This window comes from Pseudomonas sp. PDM02, assembly GCF_014852285.1.
GTDB classification, from domain to species: domain Bacteria; phylum Pseudomonadota; class Gammaproteobacteria; order Pseudomonadales; family Pseudomonadaceae; genus Aquipseudomonas; species Aquipseudomonas migulae.
Genome location: NZ_JACVBL010000006.1, coordinates 32,343 through 44,151, shown reverse-complemented (window position 1 = coordinate 44,151; position 11,809 = coordinate 32,343). Strand labels below are relative to the sequence as shown.

At 60.8% G+C, this 11,809-nt stretch carries 10 protein-coding genes and 1 pseudogene; 2 read left to right on the top strand and 9 right to left on the bottom strand.

The annotated features are described in order from the left end of the window. Positions 1-6: 6 nt before the first annotated feature. Positions 7-678, bottom strand: coding sequence for a histidine phosphatase family protein (locus IB245_RS11970; protein WP_192227669.1), 672 nt, complete (start codon positions 676-678; stop codon positions 7-9). Positions 679-936: 258 nt separating this feature from the next. On the opposite strand from IB245_RS11970, the pseudogene IB245_RS29365 reads away from it, so the two are divergent. Both IB245_RS29365 and IB245_RS29360 read left to right on the top strand, forming a co-directional pair. After that, positions 937-1,950 (top strand): annotated as a pseudogene (locus IB245_RS29365) (methyl-accepting chemotaxis protein); the annotation flags it as partial. 42 nt (positions 1,951-1,992) lie between these two features. Continuing rightward, positions 1,993-2,856 carry a methyl-accepting chemotaxis protein gene (locus IB245_RS29360; RefSeq protein ID WP_411736724.1) on the top strand — a complete coding sequence of 288 codons (864 nt, stop codon included), beginning with the start codon at positions 1,993-1,995 and terminating at the stop codon, positions 2,854-2,856. Positions 2,857-3,027: 171 nt separating this feature from the next. Here the strand turns inward: IB245_RS29360 and IB245_RS11960 are convergent, their stop codons facing one another. The 8 genes from IB245_RS11960 to IB245_RS11925 all read right to left on the bottom strand — a co-directional run bounded on the left by IB245_RS11960 (position 3,028) and on the right by IB245_RS11925 (position 11,802). After that, on the bottom strand, positions 3,028-3,396 hold the full coding sequence (locus tag IB245_RS11960; protein WP_192227667.1) for a glyoxalase superfamily protein: 369 nt from the start codon (positions 3,394-3,396) through the stop codon (positions 3,028-3,030). 156 nt (positions 3,397-3,552) lie between these two features. Next, the gene (locus tag IB245_RS11955; protein WP_192227666.1) at positions 3,553-5,028 is read right to left on the bottom strand and encodes an N-acyl-D-amino-acid deacylase family protein; all 1,476 of its coding nucleotides are present in this window, start codon (positions 5,026-5,028) and stop codon (positions 3,553-3,555) included. Position 5,029: 1 nt separating this feature from the next. Beyond that, complete coding sequence (locus IB245_RS11950) at positions 5,030-5,890, bottom strand: MurR/RpiR family transcriptional regulator (RefSeq protein WP_008029861.1); 861 nt, start codon at positions 5,888-5,890, stop codon at positions 5,030-5,032. Between the two features lie 15 nt (positions 5,891-5,905). After that, complete coding sequence (locus IB245_RS11945) at positions 5,906-7,255, bottom strand: gluconate:H+ symporter (RefSeq protein WP_192227665.1); 1,350 nt, start codon at positions 7,253-7,255, stop codon at positions 5,906-5,908. A gap of 276 nt (positions 7,256-7,531) precedes the next feature. Continuing rightward, on the bottom strand, positions 7,532-8,977 hold the full coding sequence (locus tag IB245_RS11940) for a SulP family inorganic anion transporter (protein WP_192227664.1): 1,446 nt from the start codon (positions 8,975-8,977) through the stop codon (positions 7,532-7,534). 205 nt (positions 8,978-9,182) lie between these two features. After that, complete coding sequence (locus IB245_RS11935; RefSeq protein ID WP_192227663.1) at positions 9,183-10,076, bottom strand: NAD-dependent epimerase/dehydratase family protein; 894 nt, start codon at positions 10,074-10,076, stop codon at positions 9,183-9,185. A gap of 103 nt (positions 10,077-10,179) precedes the next feature. Next, positions 10,180-11,091, bottom strand: a complete 912-nt coding sequence (locus IB245_RS11930; protein ID WP_008024659.1) for a LysR family transcriptional regulator — start codon at positions 11,089-11,091, stop codon at positions 10,180-10,182. A gap of 120 nt (positions 11,092-11,211) precedes the next feature. Continuing rightward, positions 11,212-11,802, bottom strand: coding sequence for an NAD(P)H-dependent oxidoreductase (locus IB245_RS11925; RefSeq protein ID WP_192227662.1), 591 nt, complete (start codon positions 11,800-11,802; stop codon positions 11,212-11,214). Positions 11,803-11,809: the final 7 nt, after the last annotated feature.

The following is an 11,809-nucleotide window of genomic DNA, read 5'->3' as shown; positions in this document are numbered from 1 at the left end:
GATTACTCATTGGCTGGTCACCGAGCGCCAGTCGGAAGCTTCGATAAAACCAAGCATTCGCGGCGCCTGTAGCGATTCGGCGGAGATAAACAAAGAGGCGCCATAGCCAAGTGAGGCCGTCGGCAGCTTGAGGCCTTTTTCGATCTGCGCCATGCATTCACTGTGGGTCACCAAAATCAGATTACGCCCTGGCACTTTGTGCGCCAGCGCGTCACGCAACATAGTGCCCTTGCAATTGATCAACCACTCCTCATGGGTACTCACCTTGTTGAACATGTAGGAGGCCGTCTGTGTGGTCCGCATCATCGGGCTGTTGTAAATGTCAGCCTCGCCCAGGCCGAGCCTTTCGAATTGCGCACCGACACTCACGGCGACGCTGCGCGAACGATCCGTGATGCCGTCATTGCCCGTCAGACACGCGGCCGTCGAGTGATCGCAGCGCTCGACATGGCGCACCAGCACAATCATGTCGCCCTTGGCCCAACCGGATAACAACGCCCGGGCGCCCGAGACATTGCCATGGGCCAGGTCCGGAACGGCGGCAGGCCGCAATAGCCAGACGGTCAACGGGATCACCAACAGCGCCGAGGCGAGTACCACTGCGGTGTTTCGATAGCGGGTCAAACGGCTCAGATCAATCGAGCGTTTGACCCCGAACAGACTCAGTCTCAATTCCACATCAGGCCGCCTCACCGGCATGCATCACTTACATTCGATGCCGCGAGGGTAGAGAGGCTCGCGTCGGCAGCCGGTGAAACCCATGTGAAAAAAAGCTTAAGCCCCCTGCAAAAACTTTTGTTACAGAACCGTCTGACAAAATCCTTTCAGCTCTCGCGATTGCTGCCGATACAGACCTGCTACACACCCTTGGCTACCAAAAACAACAATCTTCCAGCCAACCGACGACCAAAAGCGCAACGTTCCTGGAGGAATTTGATGAATAGCTGGTTCGGCAACATCAGCGTGAACATGAAACTGGGCCTGGGGTTTGGCCTGGTCCTGGCACTGACCTGCGTCCTCGCCCTGACCGGCTGGACGAGCCTGGGCAGCCTGATTGACCGCAGCAACTGGATGAGCGACATCACCCAGCTCAATGCCGGCCTGACCAAACTGCGTGTGGTTCGCTTGCAATACATGCTGACCAACGGCGATGAAACCACTGCGCAGAACGTCCAGACCACCCTGGATGCGTTTGCCGCTCAGCAACAAGCGCTGCTGGTGAAGTTCAAGAGCCCGGAAAACCTCAAGTTGCTCAAAGAGCAAGGTACGCAAATTGACGCGTACAAAACGTCCCTGAACAAAATGCGCAGCGCCTACCGTTCCGGCAACAGCGCGCGGGACGCCATGGGCGCCAACGCGGAAAACGCGAATTCGCTGATCAACGCCATCAGTACCCGCGTACAACAAATGCCGTTGAGCGATCAGCGCTTCGAACAATTCCAGGCCATCACCGCCGCCAAGGAAGCGTTCATGCTGGCCCGCTACGAAGTGCGCGGCTATACCGCGACCACCAACGCCGAGACCGAGCAGAAAGCCGTCGGCCAACTGGATGCGGCCATCGCCAGCCTGAAACAACTCAATGTGCAATTCGCCGACACTATGCTGGACGAGTTGCGTCAGCTGGAAACGGCATTGAGCAATTACCGCAGCGCTTTGCAGGCCTATAAGGCCGCGAGCAACGATGCTGTGCAGGCGCGCAAGGAAATGACCGATCAGGGCGCCGCCATCGTGACCCTCAGCGAGCAGCTGTATCAGATCCAGCTCGACCGTCGTGACGCCGAAAGCGCACAAGCCCGCACTCTGCAACTGATCAGCACCTTGCTGGCGTTGCTGGTCGGGATCATTGCCGCCGTCATCATCACCCGTCAGATCACCCGCCCGCTGCGCGACACGCTGGCAGTGGTCGAGCGCATCGCCGGCGGCGACCTGTCCCAGGACGTCAAAGTGACCCGCCGCGATGAACTCGGCGTCTTGCAACAAGGCATCGCGCGCATGGGCGTGACCCTGCGTGACCTGATCAGCGGTATCCGCGACGGCGTTACCCAGATCGCCAGCGCCGCCGAAGAGTTGTCCGCTGTGACCGGGCAGACCAGCGCCGGCGTTAACAGCCAGAAGATCGAGACCGATCAGGTGGCCACCGCCATGCACGAGATGACCGCCACCGTGCAGGAAGTCGCGCGCAATGCCGAAGAAGCGTCACAAGCAGCGGCCGCCGCCGACGGCGAAGCCCGCGAAGGCGACAAAGTGGTCAACGAAGCCATCGCCCAGATCGAGCGTCTGGCCAGCGAAGTGGTGCGCTCCACCGAAGCCATGAGCGTGCTGCAACACGAAAGCGACAAGATCGGCAGCGTCATGGACGTGATCAAGGCCGTGGCCGAACAGACAAACCTGCTGGCGCTCAACGCTGCCATTGAAGCGGCACGTGCCGGTGAAGCCGGTCGTGGTTTTGCCGTGGTGGCCGACGAAGTGCGTGGCCTGGCCCAGCGTACGCAGAAATCCACCGAGGAAATCGAAGGCCTGGTGGCCGGTTTGCAGAACGGTACGCAACAAGTGTCCGCCGTGATGAACAACAGCCGCGCCCTCACCGACAGCAGCGTCGCCCTGACCCGCAAGGCCGGCGTATCATTGGAAAACATCACCCGCACGGTGTCCAACATCCAGTCGATGAACCAGCAGATCGCTGCCGCCGCCGAACAGCAAAGCGCCGTAGCCGAAGAGATCAGCCGCAGCATCATCAACGTACGCGACGTGTCCGAACAGACCGCCGCTGCCAGCGACGAAACCGCTAAATCCAGTGTTGAACTGGCGCGGTTGGGTAATCAGTTGCAGATGATGGTGAGTCACTTCAGGGTTTGAGTCACCCTCATTCGTCGACAAGCGGCGCTCCCACAGGATGGCACCAACCCTGTAGGAGCCGGCTTGCTGGCGATTGCGGCGGATCCATCAACATGGATTGCGCCTGACACACGGCTATCGCCAGCAAGCCGGCTCCTACAGATCAATGGCGATCAATCTGTCAGACCGTACTCAGACACTAATCGCATTGGTAAACACCAACCGATTCCCGAACGGATCGCTGATGGTCATGTCCTGGCTACCCCACGGCATGGCCTGGATCTGTGGGTGCGAAAACGTGTAGTCCTTGGCCAGCAATTGCTGCTGAAACGCCTCCAGCTCATCGGTCTCGATGCGCAGCGCCGAGCCCGGTGTGCTGTCGCCGTGATGTTCCGACAGGTGCAACACGCATTCGCCCCGGGAGACTTGCAGGTACAGCGGGAAATTCGGCTCGAAACGGTGCTGCCAGTCGATCTTGAAACCGAGGAAGTCGACGTAGAACTCCACGGCCTTGTTTTCGTCGAAAATCCGCAGGATCGGGGTGGTTTTGCCGAAGCTCATCAAGTTGCTCCCAGACTGGTAAGGCCCAGAGTGTAGCCGGGCTAGTGTCAGCGCTTCGGCTTGGCGATGGCTTTCTTTAATTGCAATGTGCCACCACGTGAAGCAGTTCAAAAGATTTGTCGACTGGCTGATCGCTTTCGCCGGCAAGCCTGGCTCCTACAGGGGTTTGTGGAGGCTCTGAAAACCGTCACGCAAATCGCCTTGCCGCGCCAGGAACCGCCCTTCTCGTTTCCCGTTCGCCTGCCCTTCGCTGTAACTCAACACACCGTTGACCCACACCCCGTCGATGCCTTCTGCCGCCCGCTGCGGATCGTTGAAATCGGCGACATCACGAATCGTTGCAGGATCGAACAACACCAGGTCAGCCCAATGCCCTTCACGGATTTCACCGCGCTCCTTCAAGCCGAATCGCGACGCGGACAACCCGGTCATTTTGTGTACCGCGGTGTGCAGCGGAAACAGCCCGACATCGCGACTGAAATGTCCGAGGACGCGTGGGAAAGCGCCCCACAAACGTGGATGCGGGAATGGGTCTTCCGGCAAGCCGTCGGAACCGACCATCGACAGCGGATGCGCGAGGATGCTTCGTACATCCGACTCGTCCATTCCGTAGTACACCGCGCCAGCCGGTTGCAGCCGGCGAGCGGCTTCCAGCAGCGAAACGTTCCATTCGGCGGCGATATCCATCAGGTCGCGGCCACCGAGTTCCGGGTGCGGCGTGGACCAAGTGATGGTGATGCGGTGCGCATCGGTCACTTGCTTGAGGTCCAGGGTCGAAGAGCTCGCCGCGTAGGGATAACAATCGCAGCCCACCGGGTGGGTTTTCGCGGCCTCTTCAAGTGAGGCCAACAGTTGCGGACTGCGCCCCCAGTTACCGGCGCCGGCACATTTGAGGTGGGAAATGATCACCGGTGATTGCGCATGACGGCCGATCCGGAACGCCTCGTCCATGGCCTCCAGCACGGGCTCGAATTCGCTGCGCAAATGCGTGGTGTACACCGCGCCGAACGCGGTCAGTTCTTCGGTCAGTTGCATCACTTCATCGGTGGACGCCGAGAACGCGCTGGCGTACGCCAGACCGGTGGACAGACCCAACGCCCCGGCTTCAAGACTTTCGCGCAGTTGCTCACGCATCGCGCTGATTTCATCCGGCGTGGCCGTGCGAAACAGGTCATCAAGGTGATTGCTGCGCAACGCGGTGTGGCCGACCAGGGCGGCGACGTTCAACGTGGTGTTCGCTGCTTCGACCGCCGCGCGGTAGTCGCGGAACGTTGGGTAAACAAAGGCCGCCGAGGTGCCGAGCAGGTTCATCGGGTCTGGCGGATCGCCCTTCAAACTCACCGGCGAAGCGCTGATCCCGCAGTTGCCGACGATCACCGTGGTCACGCCCTGGCTGAGCTTGGGCAGCATTTGCGGCTGGCGGATCACCACCGTGTCGTCATGGGTGTGCACGTCGATGAAACCCGGCGCCAGCACTCGACCAGCGGCGTCGATTTCTTCGGTGGCGGTGGCGTCGTGCAGGTCGCCGATGCGCTCGATGCGGCCATGCAGAATTGCCACGTCGGCGGGGTAACCGGGGGCGTTGCTGCCGTCGATGATCAGGGCGTTGCGAATCAGCGTGTCGTACATCATGTCAGTCTCCCAGCGGCAAGTGATCGTCGCCGCCGCGGTAATCGTCGAGGGCGAGTTTGATCCGCCGCAGACGTTCTTGATTGTCTTCAGGATTGGCCAGCGCCAGCTCGGTTGCGAGCACGTCGATGGCCAGCAGCATGCCGTAGCGCGCCGCCGTGGGTTTGTAGATGAACGAGGTTTCCGCACTTTGCAGTGGCAGCACGATGTCGGCCAGTTGCGCCAACGGCGAGTCGCTGCGTGTGATGGCCAAGATTCTTGCGCCGTAGTTGCGGGCCAGTTCCACCGTTTCGAGCAACTCGGGGGTGATGCCGGTCAGCGAACAGACGATGACCACGTGCTCGGCACTGAGGCTGGCTGCGGTGACCCGCATCATCACCGGGTCGTGACACACCGAAATCGGGTAGCCGAAGCGCACCAGCCGCACTTGCAGTTCATCGCTGCACAAGGTCGAGCAACCGCCCATGCCGAAGGCATGAATCATCCGCGCCTTGCCCAACAGCTTCACCGCGTCGGCGAAGCGCGACTCGTCGAACGCCGACAGGTGCTGACGCAACGTCGACTCGATATCGCCGACGATCTGCCCGTAGAACGCCGACTGATCGGGCGTGCCTGCCGGGTCGAGAAAACGGCTGCCGACGCCGCTGGCCTGCGCCAGTTGCAGGCGCAGGTCGCGCAAGTCGCGGCAACCCACCGTGCGGGCGAAACGCGACAGCGTGGCGGTGCTGACTTCCGCTCTCAGCGCCAGCTCGTCGAGGCTGGCAGCAGAAGCAAATCCTACGTCGTCGAGCATCAGCCGCGCGATGCGTCCTTCGCCGGCGCTGAAGGAATCCTGACGGGCGCGGATCTGGTAGAGGATGTCCATGGCAGGCGGCTCCGGTTAAATCAGGTAAGAAAGACCTACGGTCAGCGCAAAGGCGACCAGCGAAATAATGGTCTCCAGCACGGTCCAGGTCTTGAACGTCTGGGTGACGCTCATGTTGAAGTATTCCTTGATCAACCAGAAGCCACCGTCGTTGACGTGGGAAAAGATCACCGACCCCGCGCCGGTCGCCAGCACCAGCAACTCCGGGTGCGGATAACCCAGACCGATGGCCACCGGCGCGACAATGCCGGAGGCGGTGGTCATGGCCACGGTGGCGGAACCGGTGGCGATGCGCATCAACGCGGCGAACAGCCAGCCCATCAGCAGCGGCGACAGGTGAAATTCGTGGGCCAGGCTGACGATCTGGTCGGTGACCCCGGCGTCCACCAGGATCCGGTTCAAACCGCCGCCGGCGCCGACCAGCAAGGTGATGCTGGCGGTCGGTGCCAGGCATTCGTTGGTGAACTTGAGGATCGATTCGCGGTTGAAGCCTTGGGCGAGGCCGAGGGTCCAGAAGCTCAGCAGGGTCGCCAGCAACAGCGCGATCACCGAGTTGCCGATGAACAGCAAAAACTGGTTGAAACCGCTGCCCGGCGTGGAGATCAGGTTGGCCCAGCCGCCGATCAGCATCAACAGCACCGGCAACAGAATGGTCGCCATGGTGATGCCGAAACCCGGCAGGCTGTCGCGCGGTTCACGCTCAAGAAACTGCCGTTCCAGCGGGTTTTCCGCCGGCAGTTGAATGCGCGGCACGATGAACTTGGCGTACAGCGGACCGGCAATAATCGCCGTCGGAATGCCGATCAAAATCGCATACATCAACGTCTGCCCGACCGACGCCTGATACACCTGCACCGCCAGCATCGCCGCCGGGTGCGGCGGCACCAGCGCATGCACCACCGACAGCCCGGCGACCATCGGCAAACCGACCATCAGGATCGATACACCCACGCGGCGCGCCACGGTAAACGCAATCGGCACCAGCAACACAAAACCGACTTCGAAGAACAGCGGCAGCCCGACCAGAAACGCGATGCACACCATGGCCCAGTGCGCGTTCTTCTCGCCAAAACGGTCGATCAAGGTGCGCGCCACCTGCTCGGCGCCGCCGGACTCGGCCATCATCTTGCCGAGCATCGTGCCCAGCGCCACCACCAGCGCAATGTGCCCCAGGGTCTTGCCGACACCGGCCTCGTAGGCGCCAACCACCCCGGATGGCGGCATGCCGGCGAGCAATGCCAGGCCGATGGACACCAGGGTGATGACGATGAAGGGATTAAGCCGGTAACGGGCGATCAGAACGATCAGCGCGATGATGGCGATGGCGGCATACACCAGCAGCCAATAGCCGAAGGACAGGGTCATGCGGTACTCCTCGAAAGGGTCACGTCGAAAGTTTTGTGAAACTCTTAAAACATTTCGAAGCGCGAAACTCAAACGAGGTGAAAGTAATTTTCGTGCAGGGGTAAGGGATGTCGCGCAGAGGTATGCGAGGTCGGTGAATATGAAAATCGGCCAGGCGAACTTTCATCCGCTTTCCTGTGGGAGCGGGCTTGCTCGCGAAGAGGGAGTGTCAGTCGCCATAGGTGTTGGCTGACCTACCGCTTTCGCGAGCAAGCCCGCTCCCACAGGGTTGGGGCCTCAGTCGTGACTCACCCGCGCCCGCTTAAGCAGTTTCTTGCAACGCTCAGACAGATGCAGCACGCGCAGATGCTTGCCCGCCTTGGCGTAACGTTCGCGCAGGGTCTTCAGCGCCGCGATGGCCGAGTAGTCGACGAAGCTCAGGTGACGACAATCAATCGTCACTACGGACGGGTCATTGGCAGGATCGAACTGGTTGAGAAACGGTGTAGTCGAGGCAAAAAACAGCGTGCCATGCAGCAGGTAAAGCTTGCTGCCGTCGGCTTCGAGGTGACTGTCGGCATACAGCTCGCGGGCCTGCTGCCAGGCAAAGTTGAGCGCTGCAATGATGATCCCGCAAAGCACGGCGGTGGCCAGGTCGGTGAACACCGTGATGACCGTTACGGCGACGATCACCAGCACGTCGTTCAGCGGCACCTTGTTGACCACCCGCAGCGAAGCCCAGGCAAACGTCTGTTGCGACACCACGAACATCACGCCGACCAATGCGGCCAGCGGAATGCGCTCGATCAGCGGCGACAAAAACAAAATGAACAGCAGAATCAGCACGCCGGCCACCACGCCGGAAAGCCGACCTCGGCCACCGGAGCTGAGGTTGATCACGGTCTGGCCGATCATCGCGCAGCCGCCCATGCCGCCAAACACACCGGAGACCATGTTGGCCGCGCCCAGCGCCACACACTCACGATCCGGGAAGCCACGGCTCTCGGTGATTTCGTCGGTGAGGTTCAGGGTCAGCAGGGTTTCCAGCAGGCCGACCAGCGCCATCAATATCGCGTAGGGGGCGATGATGCGCAGGGTGTCCAGCGTCCACGGAATATCTGGCAAGGCCAGCGTCGGCAAGCCACCGGCGATGTGCGCCATGTCGCCCAGGGTGCGAGTCGGCAAACCGAGCAGATACACCGCCAGCCCGACGCCCAGAATCGCCACCAGCGCGGGCGGCACGGCACGGGTCAGGCGCGGCAGCAGATAGACGATCGCCATCGTCAGCGCCACCAATCCGCTCATCACATAAAGCGGTGAACCGCTGAGCCAGTTGTCACCGCTCTTGAAGTGTTCCAGTTGCGCCAACGCGATGATGATCGCCAGGCCGTTGACGAAGCCGAGCATCACCGGATGCGGCACCATCCGCACCAGTTTGCCGAGTTTCAACAACCCGAACGTCAGCATGATCAACCCGCCCAGCAACACCGTCGCGAGCAAGTACTGCACACCGTGCTGCACCACCAGCGCGACGATCACCACGGCCATCGAACCGGCCGCGCCCGACACCATGCCCGGCCGACCACCGAACAGCGCGGTCAGGGTGCAAATGATGAATGCGCCGTACAGGCCCATCAGCGGATTGAGGTGAGCCACCAGCGCAAAGGCGATGCATTCGGGCAACAAGGCGAAGGATGTGGTGAGCCCGGCCAGGACATCGGCGCGCAGACGGTTTGCTTTCATGGGGAGGACTGGACACAACTGGGGAAGAGGGGGCGGATGGTACGGAATTGAGGGCGGCCCGGCCAGTTGCGGTGCTGTTGAAGACGCCTTCGCGGGCAAGCCTCGCTCCTACAGGGGTTGTGTCGTTCACCCATTTTGTGAGCGACACAACCCCTGTAGGAGCGAGGCTTGCCCGCGAAGAACGATGACGCGGTCTAAAGCGAACTCACACCATCTCGTTAAGAATCCACTCAACCACCGAAGTCCGCTTCGGCACCCAACCCAGCATTGCCCGCGCATGCTTGCCGCGCACCCGGCTGTTGGAACCCAAACCGTAGTTGGCCATTTCATAACCCCACTCGGCTTCGGCCTCTTTCAGCGGCCAGTCTTGCGGCTCAGCGAGATTCAACGCCTGGGCAATCGCCGTGGTCATGTCGACGAACGACGCTTCACCGCTTTCAACGAAGTAAAACGTGCCCGGTATGTTTTTGGTCAGCGCCAGCAGGTACAGGGACACCACGTCTTCGATGTGCACGTTGGACCAGATGTTCTGGCCGGTGCCGACGTGGCGCACCACACCACTTTTGCGTGCCTGTTTCAGCAGGCGCGGCAACTGCACGCTGTCGCGATTGACGCCCAGGCTGTGGCCGTAGATCAGCGTGTTACAGATGACCGCCGAGTTCACCCCGTCGCTCGCCGCGTCGAGGATCAGGTTGTCGATGGCCACGCGGGCCGCCTTGTCGACAGTAGGCTCCGGCAGCGTGTCTTCGTAATAAATGGCGTCGCCGAACTGGCCGCCCGACGCATCGCCGACGATGCTCGAACCACTGGTGTGCAGGAACACCTTGTTGGAACCGCGCAAGGCATTGACCAAGGCTTCCACCGCGCCGCGATGGTCGCTGCTAGCGGCATTGATCACCGCGTCGGCAGCGCGGGCCTGTTCGGCCAATAGTGCGCTGTCGTCAAGAGTGCCGATGACCGCCGTGATGCCCAACGCGCTCAGCTCATTGGCTTGTTCGCTGCTGCGCACCAGGCCGGTGACCTTGTGGCCAGCGCGAACCAGGCCCGTAGCGATGGAGCCACCGATGAAACCTGCAGCGCCGGTAACGAATACGTTCATGGAGAAACTCCCTGCGTGAATAAGTGATGCAAGGAGTATCAAGCAGTCATCACGACTGAAAAATCCCCGTTGACCCAATTCACTCTTGCGCAGGAATCATGAATCAACCTTCGAAATCCGCATTCGCGTACACCGCCAATTTGCCCTGGATAAAGTCCAGGAAGCACTGAATCCGCAGGGCCAGTTGTGAGTTGCGGTAATACACCGCGTTGATCGGCTGGCGATAACCGCTGTTGAAATCCGCCAGCAGCACTTTCAGGCGCCCGGCACGGATGTCTTCGATGGTCATGAAATGCGACAGGCTGGCAATGCCCTGACCTTCAAGCGCCAGGTGCCTGATCGTCTCGCCGCTGGACGCGCTGATTGACGCCTGAATCGGCCAGCGATCGCCATGCACATAACGCAGCGGCCATTGGTTGAGGCCTTCATTGTGGGTGAAGCCCAACAGCGCATGCCCGCTCAGGTCCTCGACCACCAACGGTGTGCCGTGTTGCTCAAGGTAAGCCGGGCTGGCGACGATGTGCAGCGGGCTGCAACCCAACGAACGGGCGTGCAGGGTCGAGTCGGCCAGCGTGCCGATGCGGATGGCGATGTCGGTGCTTTGTTCGAGCAGGTCGATGATCAGGTCGTTGCTGTTGAGTTCGAGCTGGATGTCCGGGTAGAGCCGGCGGAACTCGTCGATGTACGGCACGATGGCGTGCAGCATGAACGGCGAGGCGGCGTTGATCCGCAAACGCCCGGACGGGGTTTGCTGACGTGAACTGAGGCGTTCTTCAAGCTCCTCCATCTGATCGAGAATCAGTTTGGCGTGCTCGAAGAAATACTTGCCCTCCTCCGTAAGGTCCATGCGCCGCGTGGTGCGGTTGATCAGCGTGGTATCGAGCTTGGCCTCCAGCCGCGACAACGTGCGGCTGACCGCCGAAGGCGTCTGCCCGACCTGTTCGGCCGCAGCGGAAATCGATCCGCACTCAATCACGCAGACGAAAATCTGCAACTCATCGGATCTGGCTTTCACCTGTGTTCCTTATCGCTTTGTGTAGGAGCCAGCTTGCTGGCGATGGCGTCCTCAGGATTGCTATCGCCGGCAAGCCGGCTCCTACAGGTTCGGATTCCAGATGACGATAGTAGCCGAACCTTATGCCTTCAGGCCGAACACCTTGGTCAGGTGCTGCTCATAACGCGCCACATCACCTTCGATGTTCGGGCGCTTCATAACGTCAACCGCCAGGAACGTCGGCAAACCGGTCATGCCGAGGAACTCGTTGGCCTTGTGGAACGGGAAGTACACCGCGTCCACGCCCTTGCCTTCGAAGAAGTCGGTCGGGTCGTCGAAAGCTTGCTGCGGCGCGTTCCAGGTCAGCGACAACATGTATTGCTTGCCCTGCACCAAACCACCGCTGCCGTACTTTTGCGAAGCATCGGAACGGGTGCGGCCGTCACTGGCGTAGAGGCTGCCGTGGCCTTCGGTGAAGACTTCGTCGATGTACTTTTTCACGGTCCACGGCGCGCCCATCCACCAGCCCGGCATTTGATAAATGATCACGTCGGCCCAGAGGAATTTGGCCACTTCCTCAGCGACGTCGTAACCCTCGTCGATGAAGGTGGTTTTCACGTCAACTCCGCCGCGATCCAGCACGCTCAATGCGGCTTCATGCAGGGTGGTGTTGTAGCGGCCATCAGAGTGCGCAAACTTTTTGCCGCCATTGAGCAACAGTACTTTTTTCATGAGGAAT